Below are 20,803 nucleotides of genomic sequence, written 5' to 3'. Positions count from 1 at the left end.
CCAGTGCGACCCAGGGTCGAGGAGGTCCGCATCCAAGGGCTCGGCGTGATCGACGAGGCCGTCCTGGCGTTGTCGCCGGGATTCACCGTGCTCACGGGCGAGACCGGCGCGGGCAAGACGATGGTGGTGACCGGTCTGGGGCTGCTGTTCGGCGGCCGGGCCGACCCGGCCCGCGTCCGTCCGGGCTCCGACCGGGCGACCGTCGAGGGCACTCTCGTGGTGAACCCGGCGGGCCGGGTGGCCCAGCAGGTGCAGGACCTCGGGGGAGAGGTCGAGGACGGCGAGCTGATCATCTCTCGCACGGTCTCGGCCGAGGGCCGCAGCCGGGCCTGGCTGGGCGGGCGCACCGTCCCGGTGGGCACGCTGACCTACCTCGCCGAGGACCTCGTGGCCGTCCACGGCCAGATGGACCAGCAGCGGCTGCTGCAGCCGGGCCGCCAGCGCGCGGCCCTCGACCGTTACGCCGGCGAGGAGCTGGTCAAGCCGCTGCGCGCCTACGAGCAGGCCTACCGGCGCCACCGCCAGGTGACCGACGAGCTGGCCGAGATCACCGCCCGCGCCCGGGATCGCGCCCAGGAGGCCGACATGCTCCGGTTCGGGCTGGAGGAGGTCGAGCGGGCCGAGCCCAAGGCCGGTGAGGAGACCGAACTGCGCGAGGAGGTGGAGCGGCTCTCCCACGCCGACTCGCTCCGCGGTGCGGCGGAGACCGCGCACCGGGCGCTGCTCGGCGACCCGATGGCCGGTGACCAGGACCTCCGGGACGCCGTCACGCTGGTCGGGCAGGCACGCTCCGCCGTGGAGGCGGTCCGCGACTTCGACCCGGCGCTGGCCGGGATCGCCGACCGGCTGGCCGAGGCCGGCTACCTCATCTCCGACGTCGCCACCGAGCTGGCCGCCTACGCCGAGTCGGTCGAGGCCGACCCGGCCCGCCTCTCGATGGTGCAGGAGCGCCAGGCGGTGCTGACCCATCTGGTGCGCAAGTACGGCGAGGACACCCGGGCCGTGCTGGCCTGGGCGGAGCGGGCCGCGCGGCGCGTCACCGAGCTGGAGGGCGACGACGAGCGGATCGGCGAGCTGACCCGCGAGCAGGAGGAGCTCACCGGCCGTCTCACCGAGTTCGCGGCCGAGCTGACCCGGATCCGCACCTCCGCCGCCGAGCGGTTCGGGCAGGCGGTGACCGAGGAGCTCTCCGCGCTGGCCATGCCGCACGCCCGGGTGGTGGTCGTCATCACGCCCGCCGCCGAGTTCGGCCCGCACGGCCTGGACGACGTGGAGCTGCGGATGTCCCCGCACCCCGCCTCGCCGCCCCTGCCGCTGAACAAGGGGGCCTCCGGCGGCGAGCTGAGCCGGGTGATGCTCGCCATCGAGGTGGTCTTCGCCGGTGCCGATCCGGTGCCGACGTTCGTCTTCGACGAGGTCGACGCGGGCGTGGGCGGCAAGGCGGCGGTGGAGATCGGCCGCCGCCTGGCCCGCCTGGCCCGCACCGCCCAGGTGATAGTCGTCACACACCTGCCCCAGGTAGCGGCGTTCGCCGACCAGCACCTGGTGGTGGAGAAGGCGAGCGACGGCAGCGTGGTCCACAGCGGCGTGGTGGCGCTCGACCAGGACGGCCGGGCCCGGGAGCTGGCGCGCATGCTGGCCGGCCTCGAGGACTCCGAGCTGGGCCGCGCGCACGCCGAGGAACTGCTGGCGATCGCCGCCGCCGACAAAAGGGGTTGAGGAGGACTGTTCACGCCCATTCGGGGGAGCAACCGGATGCGGGGAATCCGCGGTGACGAATCCGGCGGACATCGGGCTGCCCGGCTCACCCGGTCGTCACCTCTGGCAGGATGGGTTCGATGAAGGTGCCGACTGACGGGCCTCGACGCAGGCTCACCGGTTACCTCCGCCACAGGAAGGTCTCGGACCTTCCCGGGGTGACGGCCGTGGCGCGGATCGACCGGCGGACGAAGAGGCTCACCAAACGCCTCCGTCCCGGGGAGATCGCGATCATCGACCACGTCGACGTCGACCGGGTGAGCGCGGAGGCCCTTGTCGCGTGCGGCGCGGCGGGCGTGGTCAACGTCGCCGCGGGCATCAGCGGGCGCTACCCCAACCTGGGGCCGCAGATCATCGTCGAGGCCGGCGTGCCGTTCGTCGACAACGCCACCCCCGAGCTGTTCGACCGGATCTCCGACGGCGACCTGATCCGGCTGCACGACGGCGTCGTCCACCTCGACGACGAGATCGCCGGCAAGGGCGACGTGCAGACGGCCGAGTCCGTCGAGGCCGCCATGGCCGAGGCGCGGGCCGGGCTGACCACGCAGATCGAGGCGTTCGCGACCAACACGATGGAGTACATCCAGCGTGAGCGGGACCTCCTCATCGAAGGCGTCGGCGTGCCCGACGACGTCCACACCTCCATGGAGGGCAGGCACGTCCTCATCGTGGTGCGCGGTTACCACTACAAGGAGGACATCGCCGTCCTGCGCCCCTACATCCGCGAGTTCCGCCCCGTCATGATCGGGGTGGACGGCGGCGCCGACGCGCTCATCGAGGCCGGCTACCTCCCCGACGTCATCGTCGGCGACTTCGACTCGGTGTCGGACAAGGCGCTCACCTGCGGCGCCGAGCTGGTCGTGCACGCCTACCGGGACGGCCACGCGCCCGGCCTGGAGCGGATCCAGCGGCTCGGCCGCGACGCCGTCGTCTTCCCCGCCGTCGGCACCAGCGAGGACATCGCCATGCTGCTCGCCGACGACAAGGGCGCCGACCTGATCGTCGCCGTCGGCACCCACGCGACGCTGGTGGAGTTCCTCGACAAGGGACGCGCCGGCATGGCCAGTACCTTCCTCACCCGCCTGCGGGTGGGGAGCAAGCTCGTCGACGCCAAGGGCGTCAGCCGGCTGTACCGCAGCCGGATCTCCACCCCGTCACTGCTCCTGCTCGTGGCCACCACGCTGATCACCATGGGGGTGGCGATCATCGTCTCCCCGGTGGGCAAGATCTGGCTGGACAGCGTCCGCGACATCTGGAACGGCTTCATCTTCTGGTTGGTCGGGCTCTTCTCGTGATCGATTTCCGCTATCACCTCGTCTCCATCGTCGCGATCTTCCTGGCGCTGTCGGTCGGCATCGTGCTCGGCACCAGCTTCCTGGAGGACCCCGCCATCAAGGCGACGGAGATCTTCGCCAACCAGCTCCGGGTGAGCAACGAGGAGTACCGCGACCAGCTGGAGACCGTGCAGAAGCGCGAGGCGGCCAACGACGCCTTCGTCACCGACTCGGCCCCCCGCCTGGTGCAGAACGCCCTCGCCACGGAGAGCGCCGTCATCGTCGAGGCCCCCGGCGCCACGACCGCCATGCGTGAGGGGATCCAGGACCTCCTCGCCAAGGCGGGGGCCACGGTGACCGGCCGGGTCGTCCTCGACGAGAGCTACGTCGACGCGGCCCAGGCCCCCCTCATCGAGAAGCTCGCCGACGACGTCAAGCCGGCCGACATGGTCTTCCCCGCCGACGCCACGCCGTACCGGAAGGTGGCCGCCGCGCTCGCCGGGGCGATCGTGACCGACGACCCGGCCCAGATCGGCAAGGAGAACCCGGTGGCCGCCGGGGTCCTGGACGCCTTCGAGGCCGGCGGGCTGCTCACCGTCACCGGGCAGCCGGCCAAGCGCGCCGCCCTGGCGGTGCTGATCGCCCCGGCCGAGCCGTACACCGGGGAGAGCGCGGCCCAGCAGGCGAACGCGATCGTGTCGATGGCGCTGGGCCTGGACGAGACCGGCCGGGGCGTCGTCGTGGCCGGCGCGCCGTCCTCCGCCGCGGCCGGTGGGACCATCGCCGCGCTGCGTGACGACACCGCCGCCGCCGAGAAGGTCTCCACCGTCGACAACGCCGATATGCCCGCGGGACGGGTCGTGGTGGTCTACGCTCTGCGGGAGCAACTGTCCGGGGCCACCGGCCAGTACGGCATCGGCTCGGGCGTCTCGGGCGTCGAGCCCAGCGCGTCGCCGGCCCCCACGGCCACCTCCGGAGGATGATCCGATGGCTCGTCGCGCTCTGACCGCCGCCCTGGCCGGCGCCCTCCTCGGCGCGGCCGCGGCCCGTGCCGCGTACGCGGCCTTCACCCGCAGGCCGCCGGTCGGCGACGCCGACACCTGGAGCCGCGTCAACCACCGGGGTGAGCCCATCACGCTGCTGGAGGGCCCGGCGTTCGTCGCGGGCGCCGGCGTCGCCGCCGCGGCGGTCCCCGGCCTGCCCGCCCGGGTCCGCGCGGCCGCGCTGCTGGCCGCGGCCGGCGCCGGCGGGCTGGGCGCCTACGACGACCTGTACGGCGTGACGGCCTCCAAGGGGTTCCGGGGCCACCTGGGCGCGCTGGCCAAGGGCGAGGTCACCAGCGGCGCGGTGAAGCTCGCCGGAATCGGCCTGACCGGGCTGGCCGCGGCCGCGCTGACCGTGTCCGCGTCGGCCGCGAGCCGCCCCGCCGACGCGGTGATCGACGGCATGCTGGTCGCCGGCGCCGCCAACCTGGCCAACCTGTTCGACCTGCGTCCGGGCCGCGCCGTCAAGGTCGGTCTGCTCACCGGCGCGCCGCTGCTCGCCGCGGGCCTGCGCCGTGGCGACCCGGTGGCCGCGGCCCTGGCCGCGTTGCCGCTCGGCGCCTCGGCCGCCCTGCTGCCCGAGGACCTGGGCGAGCGGGCGATGCTGGGCGACGCCGGGGCCAACGCGCTGGGCGCGCTGCTCGGCCTGGCGGCCTCCGTCACCCTGGGGCGTCCCGCCCGCCTGGCCGCCCTCGGCACCGTGGCCGCGCTGACCGCCGCCTCGGAGAAGGTCAGCTTCACCAAGGTCATCGCCGGCAACCCGGTGCTCAACCGCATCGACATGCTCGGCCGCCGTCCCCCGGAGCAGGCGCCCGCCGGCTGATGGGGAGGAAGATCGGGCAGGGGGTCGCGGGCGCGGCGCTCCTCATCGGGATCGTCACCATGGCCGCCCGGATCGTCGGGTTCGGCCGGTACTGGGTCCAGTCGCACACCGTCGCCAACTCCTGCCTGAGCACCGCCTACAACACCGCCAACTATGTCCCCAACATCGTCTTCGAGCTGGTGGCGGGTGGCGCGCTGGCCGGGATGGTGGTCCCGGTGCTGGCCTCGGCCGCCTCCCGATCCGGCGACGACCCCGGGGCACGCGCGGAGGCCGGGCGGATCACCTCGGCGCTGCTCACCTGGACGATGCTGGTCCTGGTGCCGCTGACCCTCCTCATCGCGGTCCTGGCCGGGCCGGTCGTCTCGCTGCTGAGCGGCGACGCCAGGGAGTGCGACCTGTCGCAGGTCGTGGCCGCCGGGACGGACATGCTCGTCGTCTTCGCCCCCCGCATGATCTTCTTCGGGCTCGCCGTGGTCCTGTACGGCGCGCTGCAGGCCCACCGGCGGTTCATGGGGCCCGCGCTGGCGCCGCTGGTCTCCAGCCTGGTCGTGGTCGTCTCCCTCGTGGCGTTCGAGGCGGTGAACGGCGGTGCCGCCGACGATCTGTCGCGCCTGACCCCGGCGGGGAGCCTGACGCTGTCCGTGGGCGCGACCGTCGCGGCCGCGGCGATGGTGCTGACCGTGCTCGGCCCGGCGGCGCGGCTCGGACTGCGGCTGCGGCCCTCGCTGTCGTTCCCGCCCGGGGTGGCGGCCCACGCCCGGCGCCTGGCGGTCGCGAACCTGGCCGTGCTGGTGGCCCAGCAGGTCACGCTGACGGTCGTGGTCCGGCTGGCCAACCACTTCGGCGGGGCGGGCGCGGTGGGCGTCTACACCTACGCCTGGGCGCTGTTCCAGTTGCCCTTCGCGGTGTTCGTGGTGCCGGTGGCCACCAGTTCCTTCCCGCTGCTGTCCACCCGGGCGGCCGACGGCGACCGCGCCGGGTTCGACGACCTCGCGGCCTCCACCACGCGGGTGGTGCTGCTGGTGACGGGCCTGTCGGCCGGGGTGATGGCGGCGATCGCCACGCCCGTGGCGCGGCTCTTCGTGGCGGGCACCGAGGGCGGCGACCCCCCGGCGATGGCCCGCGCGGTCGAGTTCTTCGCGCTCGGCCTGGTGGGCTACGGCCTGATGTTCCACCTCGCGCGGGTGCTGTACGCCCGCGGCGAGGGCAGGGCGGCGGCGCTCGCCTCGGTCGCCGGGTGGGCGGTCGCGCTGGTCGCGCAGGTCGTGCTGGCCCGTGCCGCGTCCGGCCCCCCGCAGGTGGTGGGGCAGCTGGCGCTGGGCGGCACCGCCGGGATGACGGCCGGCGGGGCGCTGCTGGCGCTGGCCGTGCGCAGGGGCGCGGGCGCCGGGGCGCTGGCCGGGACGGGGCGGGCGCTGCTCGCCGCGGTGCTCGGCGGGGCCGCCGCCTACGGCGCCGGGCTGGTCGTCGCGGACGCCCTGACGGGCACGTCCACGTGGACGAGCGTGATCGCCGGAACGGTGGCCGCCCTGGCGGGCGCGACGGCGTTCGCGGTCGTGGCCGCGGTGGTCGACGGGCCGGACACCCGGGCGCTGCTGGGCAGGCTCGGCGGGATCGGCGGCCTGGGCAGGCGCACCGGGGCGAGGGGCTCCGGCGGGGACGGCGGGGAGGCGGGGATGTCCGCCACGGGAGGGAGACGCTCCGATGACTGAGACGGCGCGGACGGCGTCGCGGGAGAAGGACGTCTCCGGTGGCCGGGGCGGCGTGGACGGCGTCGCGGAAGGGGGACGTTCCGATGGCTGAGCCGATGCGGGTGGCGTTCGTGCTGGGGACCAGCGCGGGCGGGGTCGGGCGGCACGTCGCGATGTTGGCCGGCGGGCTGGTGGAGCGGGGGGCGCGGGTGGTCGTGGCGGGCCCTGCGTCCACCGGGGAGAGCTTCGGGTTCGGCCGCCTCGGTGCGCGGTTCACTCCCGTGCCGATCTCGGACCGGCCCCGCCCCCGGGACGACCTCCGGGCGCTGAGCCGGCTGCGGACGCTGCGCGGCGCCGGCGTCGTGCACGCCCACGGGCTGCGCGCCGGGGCCCTGGCCGCGCTCGCGCTGGCCGGGACCGGAACGCCGCTGGTGGTGACGCTGCACAACGCCGCCACCGCGGGCGGCGCGGTCGGTGCGGTCCACGCCGCCCTGGAGCGGATCGTGGCACGCCGGGCCGACCGCGTCCTGGTGGTCTCCGCCGACCTGGGGGAGCGGATGCGCCGGCTCGGGGCGCGGCACGTGGCGGCCGCGGTGGTCCCGGCGCCCCCGCTGCCCCCGTCCGGGCTCCCGCCCGCCCGGGTGCGGGCGGAGCTCGGCGTGGGCGGGCGCCCGATCCTGCTGACGGTCGCCAGGCTGGCCCAGCAGAAGGGACTGGAGACGCTGCTCGACGTCGCCGCCGCCTTCGCCCCCGCCGCGGGGGAGGGACGAGGGCCGGAGCGCCCGGCCGCGGGGCAGGAGCGGAGCCCGGAGCCCCCGGCCGCCGGGGAGGAACAGGGACCGGACCCTTCGGCCGCCGGGGAGGAGCGGGGGCCGGTGTTCCTGATCGCCGGGGAGGGCCCGTTGCGCGGGCCGCTGCGGGAGCGGATCGACCGTGAGGGGCTGCCGGTGCGGCTGCTGGGCGATCGCGGCGACGTCGCCGACCTGCTCGCCGTGGCCAGGGCCCTGCTGGTGCCGAGCCGGTGGGAGGGTCAGCCGCTCACCGTCCAGGAGGCGCTGCGGGCCGGGGTTCCCGTCGTGGCCACCGCCGTGGGCGGCCTGCCGGACATGGTGGGGGAGGCCGGGTTGCTGGTGCCGTACGGCGACGCCGGCGCGATGCGCGCGGCGGTGGCCCGGGTGCTGGCCGACGACGGGCTCACCCGTGACCTGGGCCGGGCGGCCGCTCTGCGAGGGCGCGCGCTGCCCGGACGCCAGGAGGCGGTGGAGGCCGCGCTGGCGGTTTACCGGGAGCTGTCCGGGGGAACCGGAGGGTCGGAACAACCGACCACGCCTGATCGTTGAATTAGGCGGTTCCAAGCCACCCACCTATACTGGCTTGGTTAGGGGGGGAGTATCCCTTCGCGGCAGTCTCGTCATCACGGTGTCGCCCCGCCCCACGGGGCCCCCGGGGCTGTCGGTCCGCGTCTCGTCGCGGGCGGGAGAGACCTCCGGCAGTCAGTCATGCGCGCCGCCGGAGGTTACCAACTGTGATCGTTCCTGTCTGGGCCTGGATCGCCGTCATCGGCGGTCTCCTCGTGGTCCTCGCCCTCGATCTGTGGATCGTCGACCGGGGCGAACCGCGCGAGTTCTCCATGAAGCAGGCGGGGGCGTGGGTCAGCTTCTACGTCGCGCTCGCGGTCGTCTTCGCCGTCGTGCTGTGGATCACCGCCGGGGCGACCCCCGCGGCGCAGTTCATCGCCGGCTATCTCACCGAGTACAGCCTGAGCGTTGACAACCTGTTCATCTTCTACATCATCATGACCCGCTTCGCGGTGCCCAAGGTCCACCAGCACAAGGTGCTGCTGGTCGGCATCCTGATGGCCCTGGTCATGCGAGGCGTCTTCATCGCGGTGGGCGCCGCCGCGCTGTCGAGCTTCAGCTGGCTGTTCTACGTCTTCGGCCTCTTCCTCCTCTACACCGCCGTGCAGCTCGTCCGCCAGCACGGCCAGGACGATGACGAGTTCAAGGAGAACGCGGTCCTGCGCTGGGCACGCCGGGCGCTGCCGCACACCGACGACTACGTGGGCTCCCGGGTCTTCGTCAAGGTCGGCGGCAGGCGCATGGTCACCCCGATGCTGATCGTGATGGTCGCCATCGGCACCACCGACCTGCTGTTCGCGCTCGACTCGATCCCGGCGATCTTCGGGCTCACCACCGACGCCTTCATCGTCTTCACCGCCAACGTGTTCGCCCTGATGGGCCTGCGCCAGCTCTATTTCCTGCTGGGCGGCCTGCTGCAGCGGCTCGTCTACATCAGCTACGGTCTGGCGTTCATCCTTGGTTTCATCGGGGTTAAGCTGATTCTCGAGGCGCTGCACTCCAGCGGCGTCTCCTGGGCACCGGAGGTGCCGATCTGGCTCTCGCTGGCGGTCATCGGCGTCACCATGACGGTCACCACCGTCGCCAGCCTGGTGAAAATCCGCCGTGACGAGAGCAAGAGCAGGGAAGTGACCACCCCCACGGGTGCCGAACAGGGCTAGCGGATCGGTGCCCGAGGCGGTTTTCTTGTCTGGTTCCGCCGTATAAGGGTTGTCAGATGGGTAGCATCCTGCCTCAAGCAGGTAGACATACCGGTCTAACGCCCCAATACATCACAAAAGGTTCCCCGTGTCCCACGATTCAGCAAGCCCTCAGCCCGGCCGGATCAGACTGGCTCGTGGCGTCTCCCCGTGGCTTCTCCCGACCGTGGCCGCCGCCGCCGCGACCTCGCTGCTCAGCCGCCGCGACCGGCGCTGGGCGCTGGCGGCCCTCCCGCTGACCGCGCTCACCGGCGGGATGCTCTGGTTCTTCCGCGACCCCGACCGCGTGCCGGGCACGGCGCGCGTCCTGTCCCCGGCGGACGGCGTGGTGCAGAGCATCGACCCATGGCCAGACGGCCGCACGCGGGTGGCCATCTTCATGAGCCCGCTCAACGTGCACGTCAACCGCGCGCCGCTGGCCGGCACGGTCACCTCCGTCGAGCACGTCCCCGGCGGGTTCCTGCCCGCCTTCAACAAGGACAGCGACTCCAACGAGCGCGTCGTGTGGCACCTGGACACCGAACTCGGCGACATCGAGCTGGTCCAGATCGCCGGCGCCGTCGCCCGGCGCATCGTGCCCTACCTGGCGGCGGGCGCCAAGGTCAGGCGGGGCGAGCGGATCGGCCTCATCCGGCTGGGTTCACGGGTGGACGTCTACCTGCCCGAGGGGATCGCCCCCGCCGTGTCGGTCGGACAGAAGACCGTCGCGGGGGTGACCGGTCTTGACCACGGCTGACGCCGGCTGGCCGCTCGACGAGACGGACGATGAGCCACGCGGCCCCGTCGGCAAGGCGTTCCGTCTCTCGGCGGCCGACTCCCTGTCGCTCGGCAACGCGCTGTGCGGCTTCCTGGCCGTGTGCGTGCTGGCCTGGTCGGCCATCCGCGCGCTGCAGGAGGGCAAGCCCTTCGAGGCCGACCCCCGTTTCTTCGGCACCGCCGTCGTGCTGCTGCTGATCGGCGCCACCTGCGACCTGTTCGACGGCCTGGTGGCCCGCAAGTTCCGGGCCTCGGCCATGGGCGCGGAGCTGGACAACCTCGCCGACGTGATCAGTTTCGGTTTCGCCCCGGCGTTCATGGTCGTCATCTGGGCGGGTTTCAACCCCAGCACGCCGTTCCCGCTGGTGATGGTGGTCGCGGCGTCGGTGCTGCTGGCCGGTGTCATCCGGCTCGCCCGGTTCGCCTGCGTCAAGACCAAGAGCGGCGACTTCATGGGCCTGCCCATCCCCATGGGCGCGATGACGGTGGTGTCGATCGTCCTTCTGTTCCCGCCGTCGAAGCTGACGGTGGTGCCCATCCTGGGCGTTGCCTACCTCATGGTCAGCCGGATCGAGTACCCCAAGCCCAAGGGCAACCTGGCGGCCGTCGTGCTGGCCTGGATGATGATCAACGTCGCCTGCCTGACCATATGGGCCGCCGGGCTGTCGGGGGGCGACTCGCTGATCAAGGTCGGGGCCGGCATGCAGATCGCCATCGTGGCGGCCATCCCGCTGCGCGTGCTGATGTTCAAGCGGGCCAAGCGCAAGGAGCGCCGCGAGGCCGAGCACGTCGGCTGACGGCCGGGCGCACGGCTCCCGAGGGCTTCCGCCGGGCGGGCCGTACGCCCGCCCGGCCGATCACGGACGGCGCGCTACCCACGCGGCCGCTCATGGACGTGCGTGCGCAGGCCCGGCGTCGGCCGTACGGCCGCGCGGATCCGGGCGCGGGCCGTACGGGACGCCGGGCGCGAGGGCTCACCCGCCCTCGCGGTCCCGTCGCGGGCTCACCAGCCGCGGGCCCGCCACTGCGGCAGGGACGGGCGCTCGGCGCCCAGCGTGGTGTCCCTGCCGTGGCCCGGGTAGACCCAGGTGTCGTCGGGCAGCCGGTCGAAGATCCGCTCCGACACGTCCCTGAAGAGCTGCTCGAACCGCTTCGGATCCTTGTCGGTGTTGCCGACGCCGCCGGGGAACAGCGAGTCGCCGGTGAACAGGTGCCCGGGATAGTACAGCGCGATCGAGCCGGGAGTGTGACCGCTCAGGTGGATCACCTCCAGGGACACCACGCCGACGGTCACGCCGTCGCCGTGCTCCACCTCCTGGTCCACCGGCACCGGCAGCTCGGGCGCGTCGAGCGGGTGGGCGACCACCGCCGCGCCCGTCACCCCGGCGACCCGCTCCAGCGCCTGCCAGTGGTCGGCATGCCGGTGGGTGGTCACGATCTTGCTGATCGGCCGGTCGCCGATGAGCGCCAGCAGCCGGTCGGCGTCCGCCGCGGCGTCGATGAGCACGCCGTCGCCGGTCTCGTTGCAGCGGACCAGATAGGCGTTGTTGTCGTACGGCCCGACGGCCAGCTTGGAGATCGTCAGGGCGCTCAGCTCGCGGACGTCGGCGGGACCGCCGACCCGCACGTCACCGGTATAGGTCATCGGTTGCCTCCAGGGTGGGAGCCGGTCCTTCGGGGCCGGGGAACATCAGGGAACATCGGGGAGCACGGTGCGCTTCCACGCCTCGGGATCCGTCTTTCAGGAGGGGGTCGTCGACGGGTACTCCTCGGGCGGGGCGGCGGGCAGGTTCGGGGGCGCGGTCAGGGTCAGCCAGGGCGGCGGCGCGGGCAGCGGCCCGGCGTCCGCCGAGGCGGGCCTGTTGCCCGCGGTCCCCTCCGGCATCACCCTGAGGCCCGTTCCCGGGGCGCGCCCGGTCAACCATCCCAGCAGGCTCCAGGCGTCGCCCTGGACGACCGGCCCCGAGCCCAGCCCCCGCCAGACCTGCCGGTGCTTGTCGCCCTCCTTGACCTCCTCCACCACGATCTCGCTGACCGTGCCGCGACCGTGCGGCCACGACACCATCGCGTCGTACAGCTCCCGGCGGACGAACGCCTCCGGCCAGTCGGCGCACCGGTATCCGGCGCCCAGGTCCACGTGGTGGATCTCGACCTCCCGCAGCCGGCGGACGAGGACGTACCAGGCGGGGTGGGCGGGCCCGCGCATCCCGCCGACCGTCGCCCGCCACCCGTCGGAGGGCATGGCCAGCACCGCCTCCGCCAGCCGCGCGGCGCTGTCCTCCAGATCGGCCAGCTGCTCCTTGACGGGCCGCGCCGCCCCCGCCAGGATCCCGGCCTCACGCGCCCCGGCGTCGGGGTACTGCGGCGTCTCGACTCCGGTCCTGGCCCAGGACAGCAGGTTGACGTGGCTGTCGGCGTTGCGCGATATGTGGGCGAGCACGTGCCCCCTGCTCCAGCCGGGCAGGCGGGAGGGCTCCGGGACGTCGTCGTCGGACAGCCCGGCGACCGTGGAGAGCAGCCGCCCCATGGAGCCGTCCAGCTCGGCCAGCAGCGTGTCTATGACGTTCATGCCCCAACTCCATCACCTGGGCGGGCCGCCGGGCCAGGGTATGGACGACCGTGTCTTCACGGTCGTCCATCGGGCGGCCGTACGGCCCGCGGGAAGGCCGTAACCTTGAAGCGGACGGGAAACCTCATCCCCCGCACGACGCTCCGCGAAATTGTCGGACCCCGTCGCTAGTCTTCCCGCGACCGCTTCTGAAACCTTCCACATCGACGTCGGGACTGCTGTGGCTGACCGCCTCATCGTGCGTGGCGCACGTGAACACAACCTCAAGGACGTCTCGCTGGACCTGCCGCGAGACTCTCTGATCGTCTTCACCGGACTGTCCGGCTCGGGCAAGTCCAGCCTGGCCTTCGACACCATCTTCGCCGAGGGTCAGCGTCGCTATGTCGAATCGCTGTCGGCCTACGCCCGCCAGTTCCTCGGGCAGATGGACAAGCCCGACGTCGACTTCATCGAGGGCCTGTCGCCCGCGGTGTCGATCGACCAGAAGTCGACGAGCCGCAACCCCCGCTCGACGGTCGGCACGATCACCGAGGTCTACGACTACCTGCGGCTGCTGTGGGCGCGGGTGGGCAAGCCGCACTGCCCGAGCTGCGGGCGTCCCATCGCCAGGCAGAGCCCCGAGCAGATCGTCGACCGGGTGATGGAGCTGCCCGAGGGCACCCGCTTCCAGGTGCTGGCCCCGGTCGTCCGCGGCCGCAAGGGCGAGTACGCCGAGCTGTTCAGCCAGCTCCAGACCAAGGGCTTCGCCCGCGCCAGGGTCGACGGCACGGTCATCCGGCTGGACGAGCCGCCGACGCTGAAGAAGCAGGAGAAGCACGACATCGAGGTGATCGTCGACCGGCTCGCGGTGAAGGAGGGCTCACGCAGCCGCCTCACCGGCTCGGTCGAGACGGCCCTGCAACTGTCGGGCGGCACCATCACGCTGGAGTTCGTCGACCTCCCCGAGGACGACCCGAACCGCGAGCGCTTCTACTCCGAGCACCTCTACTGCCCCTACGACGACCTGTCGTTCGAGGAGCTGGAGCCCCGCTCGTTCTCCTTCAACTCGCCCTTCGGCGCCTGCCCGGAGTGCACCGGCCTCGGGGTGCGGATGGAGGTCGACCCCGACCTCGTCGTGCCCGACCCGGAGAGGACCCTGGCCCAGGGCGCGATCTCGCCCTGGGCCGGCGGGCACACCAGCGACTACTTCGTCCGCCTGGTGGAGGCGCTCGGCCTGGCGATGGGCTTCAAGCTCGACACCCCCTGGGAGCGCCTCCCGCGCAAGGCGCAGAAGGCCCTGCTGAACGGCTACGACGAGCAGGTCCACGTCCGCTACCGCAACCGCTACGGCCGCGAGCGTTCCTACTACACCACCTTCGAGGGCGCGATCTCCTGGGTGCAGCGCCGCCACGCCGAAGCCGAGAGCGACGGCATGCGGGAGAAGTTCGAAGGCTACATGCGGGAGATCCCCTGCCCCGCGTGCAAGGGCGCCCGGCTCAAGCCCGTCTCGCTGGCCGTCACGGTGAACGACCGCTCGATCGCCGAGGTGTCGGCGATGTCGATCGCCGACTGCGCGGCGTTCCTGGCCCGCCTGGAGCTGTCCGAGCGCGACATGCACATCGCCGAGCGGGTGGTCAAGGAGATCAACGCCCGGATGGGCTTCCTGCTCGACGTGGGCCTGGACTACCTCACCATGGACCGCGCGGCCGGCACCCTCGCCGGCGGCGAGGCCCAGCGCATCCGCCTGGCCACCCAGATCGGCTCCGGCCTGGTCGGCGTCCTGTACGTGCTGGACGAGCCGTCCATCGGGCTGCACCAGCGCGACAACCAGCGGCTGCTGGAGACCCTGATCCGGCTCCGGGACATGGGAAACACCCTCATCGTGGTCGAGCACGACGAGGACACCATCGCCGCGGCCGACTGGGTGGTGGACATCGGCCCCGGCGCCGGCGAGCACGGCGGCCAGGTCGTCGTCTCCGGCACGGTGCCGGAGCTGCTGGCCAGCGATGAGTCGCTGACCGGCGCCTACCTGTCCGGCCGCAAGGCCATCACGGTCCCGGCGGCGCGCCGCAAGCGCGACAGGAAGCGCCAGCTCACCGTCAAGGGGGCCCGCGAGCACAACCTCAAGGGCGTGGACGTGGAGTTCCCGCTGGGCGTGTTCACCGCCGTCACCGGCGTCTCCGGCTCGGGCAAGTCGACGATGGTCAACGACATCCTCTACAACGCCCTGGCCAAGGAGCTCAACGGCGCGCGCACCGTCCCCGGCCGCCACTCGCGGATCAACGGGATGGACCTCGTCGACAAGGTGGTGCACGTCGACCAGTCGCCCATCGGCCGCACCCCGCGGTCCAACCCGGCGACCTACACCGGCGTCTTCGACAAGGTGCGCGACCTGTTCGCGCAGACCACCGAGGCGAAGGTCCGGGGATACCAGAAGGGCCGGTTCAGCTTCAACGTCAAGGGCGGCCGCTGCGAGGCGTGCTCGGGCGACGGCACGATCAAGATCGAGATGAACTTCCTGCCGGACGTCTACGTGCCGTGCGAGGTCTGCCACGGCGCGCGGTACAACCGGGAGACCCTGGAGGTCCACTACAAGGGCAAGACCATCTCCGAGGTGCTCGACATGCCCATCGAGGAGGCGCTGGAGTTCTTCGACTCCATCCCCTCGATCAAGCGGTACCTCAAGACGCTCAACGACGTCGGCCTGGGCTACGTCCGGCTCGGACAGCCGGCCACGACCCTGTCCGGGGGCGAGGCGCAGCGCGTGAAGCTCGCCTCGGAGCTGCAGCGCCGCTCCACCGGCCGGACGGTCTACGTGCTGGACGAGCCGACCACCGGCCTGCACTTCGAGGACATCCGGCGGCTGCTGGGCGTGCTCGGCAAGCTCGTCGACGGCGGCAACACGGTCATCGTCATCGAGCACAACCTCGACGTCATCAAGACCGCCGACTGGGTGATCGACATGGGACCCGAGGGCGGTTCGCGGGGCGGCACCGTGGTGGCCACCGGCACACCCGAGGAGGTCGCGCTGGTGGAGGACAGCCACACCGGCCGCTTCCTGCGGAAGATCCTCGGCGCCTGAGGCCGGATGCGGGACCGGACCCCGGCATCAATAGCCTTTTGGCGCGGGGGTCCGGTCCCGGCGCGGCCCGCGTGCGCGGGCCGGCGGTCGTGGCCGGCGGCACAGGCGGGCCCCCGGCGGACCACCCCCGGCGGACCACCCCCGACGGGCCGCCCCGGTACGGTCCGCGGCCTCCGGTACGGGGAAGACGAGGAAGGGCCTCAGATGAGCAGCAGTGAAGGTTCCGCCATGCCCACGCGCAGGCACGTCATCGGCGCCACGGCGGTGGCGGCCTGCGGGGCGGCGCTCGCCGGATGCGCCTCGGGGGATCCCGGCCCGGCGATCGTGCCGCCCGGCGTCAAGGGCAAGGTGGTCGCGCAGACCTCCGACGTCCCCGTGGGCGGCGGCCTCGTCATCTCCAAGTGGAAGATCCTGATCACCCAGCCCTCCTCCGGGGTGTTCAAGGCGTTCAGCGCGAGCTGCCCGCACCGTGGCTGCGCGGTCGGCGGCGTCGCCGACGGCGTCGTCAACTGCCCGTGCCACGGCAGCCAGTTCGCCGCCGACTCCGGCAAGCTCCTCCGGGGCCCGGCGGAGGCCCCGCTCGCCGAGTTCCCGCTGAAGGTCGAAGGCGGCGGCATCGTCCTCGTCTGACCCGGCCCGCGCCGGTGCGGGCCGCGGCGAAAGTTGAAGCTTCACAGATTTTTGACGCCGGGTACGGCATGCTGATCCGCATCGGGGAGTTCGCACCCGACGACGATCTGGGGAGAGTGACGATGACGGACGCGACACGCCGCGCGATGCTGCTGGGAGCCGGGGGCGCCGGGGTGGCGGCGGTGCTGACCGCCTGCGGCGGGGACGGCGGGCAGACGACCGCCGAGGTCGGGGAGCCGTCGGCCGCCGGGTCGGCCGACGCCGACACGCAGCAGGGCCAGGGGGCCCTGGCCAAGACCGCCGACATCCCGGTGGGCGGCGGCACCGTCTTCGAGGACCGCAAGGTCGTGGTCACCCAGCCCGCGGCGGGGGAGTTCAAGGCGTTCAGCTCCGTCTGCACCCACAAGGGATGCCAGGTGCAGAGCGTCTCCGACGGCACGATCAACTGCCCGTGCCACGGCAGCAAATTCGCCATCGCCGACGGGTCCGTGAAGCAGGGCCCGGCCACGAAGCCCCTTGAGGCCAAGGAGGTGAAGGTCGAGGGCGACTCGATCGTCCTCACCTGAGCCCCCGGGGGGCCTCCGCCGGGGCTCCCGGGCCTGGCCCGGGAGCCCCGGTCCGGGGAGGGCTCGCGGGAAGGAAACCTGTCGGCGCGGGCCGATAGGCTCTTGGTGTGGCGAGATCTGCAGGCGGTCCGGCGAGCTTCCGGCCGAGTCCGGGGTCGATCCCCGAGTCCCCCGGCGTCTACCGGTTCAGGGACCCCGACGACCGGGTGATCTACGTCGGCAAGGCCAAGAACCTCCGCCAGCGGCTGAACTCCTACTTCGCCGACTTCGCCGGGCTGCACCCGCGCACCCAGACCATGCTCACCACGGCCGCCGGCGTCGACTGGACGGTCGTCGGCACCGAGGTGGAGGCGCTCCAGCTCGAATACTCCTGGATCAAGGAGTACGACCCGCGGTTCAACGTCAAGTACCGCGACGACAAGTCCTACCCCTACCTCGCGGTCACCATGGGGGAGGAGTTCCCCCGCGTGCAGGTCCTGCGGGGGGCCAAGCGCAAGGGCACCCGCTACTTCGGCCCCTACTCCCACGTCTGGGCGATCCGCGAGACGGTCGACCTGCTGCTGCGGGTGTTCCCGATGCGGAGCTGCTCGGCCGGGGTGTTCCGCCGGGCCGGGCAGGTCGGCCGGCCCTGCCTGCTGGGCTACATCGACAAGTGCTCGGCGCCCTGCGTGGGCCGGATCAGCCCCGAGGACCACCGGGCCCTGGCCGAGGACTTCTGCGACTTCATGGCGGGCAACACCGGCCGGTTCGTCAGGCGGCTGGAGCGCGAGATGGCCAAAGCCGCCGCCGAGCAGGAGTACGAGCGGGCCGCCCGGCTGCGCGACGACATCCAGGCCCTGCGGCGGGCCATGGAGAAGCAGGCCGTCGTGCTGGGCGACAACACCGACTGCGACGTGATCGCGCTGGCCGAAGACCCGCTGGAGGCGGCCGTCCAGGTCTTCTACGTCCGCGGCGGCCGTATCAGGGGCCAGCGCGGCTGGGTGGTGGACAAGGTCGAGGAGACCGGCCCCGGCGAGCTGGTCGAGCGGTTCCTGCTGCAGATCTACGGCGAGGCGGCCGCCGAGTCGGTCCCCCGCGAGGTGCTGGTGCCGGCCCCGCCGCCGGACGCCGACGCGATCGCCGAGCTGCTCGGCGAGCACCGCGGCGGCCGGGTGGAGATCCGCGTCCCGCAGCGCGGCGACAAGAAGGACCTGATGACGACCGTCGAGCGCAACGCGGCGGAGGCGCTCCGGCAGCACAAGCTCAAGCGGGCGAGCGACCTGACGTCGCGCAGCAGGGCGCTGCAGGAGGTCGCCGACGCCCTCGGCCTCGACCAGGCGCCGCTGCGCATCGAGTGCTACGACGTCTCCCACATGCAGGGCACCGACGTGGTGGCCTCCATGGTGGTCTTCGAGGACGGCCTGGCCCGCAAGAGCGAGTACCGCAGGTTCTCCGTCCGCACCACCGGGGGAGACGTCGCCTCGATCCACGAGGTGATCTCGCGGCGGTTCAAGCGCTACCTGGAGGAGCGCTCGGCCACCGGGGAGCTCGACGTCGAGGCGGACGCCGAGCCGGGCCTGGAACCCCAGGCGGGCGCCAGGCCGGACATCGGCCCCGAAGCGGGCGCCGGGGAGCCGGGTGCGGAGGCGGGCGCCGGGCCGGGCGGCGAGCCCCAGGCGGGCGCCGAGCCGGGCATCGACCCCGAGACCGGCAGGCCGCGCAGGTTCGCCTACCCGCCCAACCTCGTCGTCGTGGACGGCGGCCCGGCCCAGGCCGCCGCGGCCCGGCGCGCGCTGGACGAGCTGGGCGTGGACGACGTGGCGGTCTGCGGCCTGGCCAAGCGGCTGGAGGAGGTCTGGCTCCCGGACGAGGAGCTGCCGGTGATCCTCCCCCGCACGAGCGAGGCCCTTTACCTGCTGCAGCGGGTGCGCGACGAGGCCCACCGCTTCGCCATCACCTACCATCGTTCCAAGCGGTCCAGGAGCGTCAGGGAAAGCGCCCTGGACGGGGTACCGGGGCTCGGGCCGGCCCGCAGGCAGGCCCTGATCAAGCACTTCGGATCGGTGAAGCGGCTTCGGGAGGCGACCGCCGCCCAGATCTGCGAGGTTCCCGGGATCGGCCCCGCCACGGCCGAGACGATCGTGTCGGCGTTGAAGGATGAGACATCATGAGCGAGGAACAGGCCCCGAACGACGAGCCGACCGCGGGCGTGGACCGCGGCGCGGGTGAGGCGCAGGGCACGGACGGCGGACGGCCGGATCAGCGCCGGGCGGCCGGCGGCCAGACCGCGTTCGTCATCGTCACCGGCATGTCCGGGGCGGGGCGGAGCACCGCGGCCAAGGCCCTGGAGGACCTGGGCTGGTTCGTCATCGACAACCTGCCGCCCGGGCTGCTGTTCGCCATGGCCGAGGAGGCCGGCCGGGTCAAGCTGGCCGCCGACAAGGTGGCGGCCGTGGTCGACGTGCGCAGCCTGGCCTTCACCACCGACCTCAACGCCGCGATCGGGGAGCTCGACGGGCGGGGCGTCGCCGTACGGGTGGTGTTCCTGGAGGCCAGCGACGAGGAGCTGGTGCGCAGGTTCGAGAACGTCCGCCGCCCGCACCCCCTTCAGGGGGACGGCCGGCTGGTCGACGGGATCGCCCGCGAGCGGGGCATCCTGCGGGAGGTGCGGGCCAACGCCGACCTGGTCATCGACACCTCCAACCTCAACGTCCACGAGCTGCGCGGCAAGATCGTCGCCTTCTTCGGCGGCGATGACCGTCCGGGCCTGCGGGTCAACGTCGTCTCCTTCGGCTACAAGTACGGCCTGCCGGTCGACGCCGACCTGGTCGTCGACTGCCGGTTCCTGCCCAACCCGCACTGGGTGCCCGAGCTGCGCCCGATGAACGGCCTGGACCCCGCGGTGCGCGACTACGTCCTCGGCCAGCCGGGCGCCAAGGAGCTGCTCGACGCCTACGAGGAGGTGGTCGGCATCATCGCGGCCGGCTACACCCGCGAGGGCAAGAGCTACGCCACGCTCGCGGTGGGCTGCACCGGCGGCAAGCACCGCAGCGTCGCCATGGCCGAGCAGATCGGAGCCCGGCTGCGTGACCGCGGCGGCCTGGACGTCCAGGTGAGCCACCGGGATGCGGGCCGGGAGTGACCGAGGATCTCAAGGTCGTCGCGCTGGGCGGCGGTCACGGGCTGTACGCCTCGCTGTCGGCGCTGCGCCGGGTCACCTCCCGGCTCACGGCCGTGGTCACGGTGGCCGACGACGGCGGGTCGAGCGGGCGGCTCCGCCGTGAGCTGGGCGTGCTGCCCCCGGGCGACCTGCGGATGGCGCTGGCCGCCCTGTGCGGCGACGACGAGTGGGGCCGCACCTGGAGCGAGGTCGTCCAGCACCGGTTCCGCAGCGAGGGCGAGCTGCACGGGCACGCCCTCGGCAACCTGCTGATCGTGGCGCTGTGGGAGCGGCTCGGTGACACGGTCGCCGGCCTCGACTGGGTCGGGCGGCTGCTCGGCGCGCACGGCCGGGTGCTGCCGATGTCGTCGGTGCCGCTCGACATCGTCGCGGAGGTCGAGCTGGACGGTGTGGTGAGCACCGTGCGCGGGCAGGTGGCCTGCGCCCTCACCCCCGGCAGGGTCCGGGCCGTCTCCCTGGTCCCGGCCGACCCCCCGGCCGGTCCCGAGGCGGTCCAGGCGGTCCTGGACGCCGACTGGGTGGTCTTCGGCCCCGGGTCGTGGTTCACCAGCGTGCTGCCCCACCTGAAGGTGCCCGAGCTGGCCGAGGCGCTGCACACCACCCGGGCGCGCCGCCTGGTCACGCTGAACCTCGCCCCGCAGCCCGGCGAGACCGACGGGTTCTCCCCCCAGAAGCACCTGGAGGTGCTCCGCCAGCACGCGCCGGCCCTGGAGATCGACGTGGTGCTCGCCGACGCGGGGGTGGCCGACGACCGCGAGGAGCTGGAGAAGGCCGCGGCCGGGCTCGGCGGGCGGCTGGTGCTGGCCGACGTCGCGTCCCCCGACGGCTCCCCGCGGCACGATGCGCAACGTCTTGCCTCCGTCCTGGACGAGATTTTCCGTGGGAAGCGTTGATCCTGGTCAGCGGTGCCCGTGA

17 protein-coding genes are annotated in these 20,803 nt (G+C 72.9%); 15 read left to right on the top strand and 2 right to left on the bottom strand.

Going from position 1 to position 20,803, the window contains the following annotated elements; all coding sequences use genetic code 11:
- Positions 1 to 3 precede the first annotated feature (3 nt).
- The 9 genes from recN to pssA all read left to right on the top strand — a co-directional run bounded on the left by recN (position 4) and on the right by pssA (position 10,699).
- A complete protein-coding gene (gene recN, locus AB0D67_RS31780; protein ID WP_362944223.1) occupies positions 4 to 1,719 on the top strand; it encodes a DNA repair protein RecN in 1,716 nt (571 codons plus the stop codon).
- Between the two features lie 119 nt (positions 1,720 to 1,838).
- On the top strand, positions 1,839 to 3,053 hold the full coding sequence (gene steA / locus AB0D67_RS31775) for a putative cytokinetic ring protein SteA (RefSeq protein WP_362944221.1): 1,215 nt from the start codon (positions 1,839 to 1,841) through the stop codon (positions 3,051 to 3,053).
- Positions 3,050 to 4,015, top strand: a complete 966-nt coding sequence (locus AB0D67_RS31770; RefSeq protein WP_362944219.1) for a copper transporter — start codon at positions 3,050 to 3,052, stop codon at positions 4,013 to 4,015. Before steA ends, AB0D67_RS31770 begins: the two co-directional genes overlap by 4 nt.
- 4 nt (positions 4,016 to 4,019) lie before the next feature.
- On the top strand, positions 4,020 to 4,898 hold the full coding sequence (locus AB0D67_RS31765; RefSeq protein WP_362944217.1) for a hypothetical protein: 879 nt from the start codon (positions 4,020 to 4,022) through the stop codon (positions 4,896 to 4,898).
- A complete protein-coding gene (locus tag AB0D67_RS31760) occupies positions 4,898 to 6,610 on the top strand; it encodes a lipid II flippase MurJ (RefSeq protein WP_362944214.1) in 1,713 nt (570 codons plus the stop codon). Before AB0D67_RS31765 ends, AB0D67_RS31760 begins: the two co-directional genes overlap by 1 nt.
- A gap of 83 nt (positions 6,611 to 6,693) precedes the next feature.
- On the top strand, positions 6,694 to 7,929 hold the full coding sequence (locus AB0D67_RS31755; RefSeq protein ID WP_362944212.1) for a glycosyltransferase family 4 protein: 1,236 nt from the start codon (positions 6,694 to 6,696) through the stop codon (positions 7,927 to 7,929).
- A 185-nt stretch (positions 7,930 to 8,114) separates the two neighbouring features.
- Positions 8,115 to 9,107 carry a TerC family protein gene (locus AB0D67_RS31750; protein ID WP_362944210.1) on the top strand — a complete coding sequence of 331 codons (993 nt, stop codon included), beginning with the start codon at positions 8,115 to 8,117 and terminating at the stop codon, positions 9,105 to 9,107.
- Positions 9,108 to 9,234: 127 nt separating this feature from the next.
- Positions 9,235 to 9,882 carry a phosphatidylserine decarboxylase gene (locus AB0D67_RS31745; RefSeq protein ID WP_362944208.1) on the top strand — a complete coding sequence of 216 codons (648 nt, stop codon included), beginning with the start codon at positions 9,235 to 9,237 and terminating at the stop codon, positions 9,880 to 9,882.
- Positions 9,869 to 10,699 (top strand): CDP-diacylglycerol--serine O-phosphatidyltransferase, encoded by an 831-nt coding sequence (gene pssA / locus AB0D67_RS31740; protein ID WP_362944206.1) that lies wholly within the window; start codon positions 9,869 to 9,871, stop codon positions 10,697 to 10,699. Before AB0D67_RS31745 ends, pssA begins: the two co-directional genes overlap by 14 nt.
- 206 nt (positions 10,700 to 10,905) lie before the next feature.
- On the opposite strand, the gene AB0D67_RS31735 is transcribed toward pssA, so the two are convergent.
- Together AB0D67_RS31735 and AB0D67_RS31730 are read right to left on the bottom strand one after the other, a co-directional pair.
- Entirely contained in the window at positions 10,906 to 11,547 is a 642-nt protein-coding gene (locus AB0D67_RS31735) for an MBL fold metallo-hydrolase (RefSeq protein ID WP_362944204.1), read from the bottom strand.
- Positions 11,548 to 11,643: 96 nt separating this feature from the next.
- Positions 11,644 to 12,471, bottom strand: a complete 828-nt coding sequence (locus tag AB0D67_RS31730; protein WP_362944202.1) for a maleylpyruvate isomerase family mycothiol-dependent enzyme — start codon at positions 12,469 to 12,471, stop codon at positions 11,644 to 11,646.
- Between the two features lie 220 nt (positions 12,472 to 12,691).
- Here AB0D67_RS31730 and uvrA point away from each other — a divergent pair, with 220 nt between their 5' ends.
- The 6 genes from uvrA (at position 12,692) to yvcK (ending at position 20,781) form a co-directional block, all read left to right on the top strand.
- Positions 12,692 to 15,532, top strand: a complete 2,841-nt coding sequence (gene uvrA, locus AB0D67_RS31725) for an excinuclease ABC subunit UvrA (protein ID WP_362944200.1) — start codon at positions 12,692 to 12,694, stop codon at positions 15,530 to 15,532.
- A 204-nt stretch (positions 15,533 to 15,736) separates the two neighbouring features.
- A complete protein-coding gene (locus AB0D67_RS31720) occupies positions 15,737 to 16,162 on the top strand; it encodes a Rieske (2Fe-2S) protein (protein ID WP_362944198.1) in 426 nt (141 codons plus the stop codon).
- Between the two features lie 122 nt (positions 16,163 to 16,284).
- Positions 16,285 to 16,728, top strand: coding sequence for a Rieske (2Fe-2S) protein (locus tag AB0D67_RS31715; protein ID WP_362944196.1), 444 nt, complete (start codon positions 16,285 to 16,287; stop codon positions 16,726 to 16,728).
- Between the two features lie 107 nt (positions 16,729 to 16,835).
- Entirely contained in the window at positions 16,836 to 18,878 is a 2,043-nt protein-coding gene (gene uvrC, locus AB0D67_RS31710) for an excinuclease ABC subunit UvrC (RefSeq protein WP_362944194.1), read from the top strand.
- Positions 18,875 to 19,849, top strand: a complete 975-nt coding sequence (rapZ, locus tag AB0D67_RS31705; RefSeq protein WP_362944192.1) for an RNase adapter RapZ — start codon at positions 18,875 to 18,877, stop codon at positions 19,847 to 19,849. The genes uvrC and rapZ overlap by 4 nt, the downstream gene beginning before the upstream one ends.
- Positions 19,846 to 20,781 carry a uridine diphosphate-N-acetylglucosamine-binding protein YvcK gene (gene yvcK / locus AB0D67_RS31700; RefSeq protein WP_362944190.1) on the top strand — a complete coding sequence of 312 codons (936 nt, stop codon included), beginning with the start codon at positions 19,846 to 19,848 and terminating at the stop codon, positions 20,779 to 20,781. Before rapZ ends, yvcK begins: the two co-directional genes overlap by 4 nt.
- The last annotated feature ends 22 nt before the right edge of the window (positions 20,782 to 20,803 follow it).

Origin of the sequence: Streptosporangium sp. NPDC048047, assembly GCF_040653115.1 — a bacterium.
In the GTDB taxonomy this organism is placed as follows: domain Bacteria; phylum Actinomycetota; class Actinomycetes; order Streptosporangiales; family Streptosporangiaceae; genus Streptosporangium.
The sequence above is the reverse complement of the archived record's forward strand: the minus strand, read 5'-3'. Positions and strand labels throughout refer to the sequence as shown.

Excerpts from the sequence above, each read along its gene's own strand:
- steA (WP_362944221.1), top strand. The coding sequence starts at position 1,839 with ATGAAGGTGCCGACTGACGGGCCTCGACGCAGGCTCACCGGTTACCTC.
- AB0D67_RS31765 (WP_362944217.1), top strand. The coding sequence starts at position 4,020 with ATGGCTCGTCGCGCTCTGACCGCCGCCCTGGCCGGCGCCCTCCTCGGC.
- AB0D67_RS31760 (WP_362944214.1), top strand. The coding sequence starts at position 4,898 with ATGGGGAGGAAGATCGGGCAGGGGGTCGCGGGCGCGGCGCTCCTCATC.
- AB0D67_RS31755 (WP_362944212.1), top strand. The coding sequence starts at position 6,694 with ATGGCTGAGCCGATGCGGGTGGCGTTCGTGCTGGGGACCAGCGCGGGC.
- AB0D67_RS31735 (WP_362944204.1), bottom strand. The coding sequence starts at position 11,547 with ATGACCTATACCGGTGACGTGCGGGTCGGCGGTCCCGCCGACGTCCGC.
- AB0D67_RS31730 (WP_362944202.1), bottom strand. The coding sequence starts at position 12,471 with ATGAACGTCATAGACACGCTGCTGGCCGAGCTGGACGGCTCCATGGGG.
- AB0D67_RS31720 (WP_362944198.1), top strand. The coding sequence starts at position 15,737 with ATGAGCAGCAGTGAAGGTTCCGCCATGCCCACGCGCAGGCACGTCATC.
- AB0D67_RS31715 (WP_362944196.1), top strand. The coding sequence starts at position 16,285 with ATGACGGACGCGACACGCCGCGCGATGCTGCTGGGAGCCGGGGGCGCC.
- rapZ (WP_362944192.1), top strand. The coding sequence starts at position 18,875 with ATGAGCGAGGAACAGGCCCCGAACGACGAGCCGACCGCGGGCGTGGAC.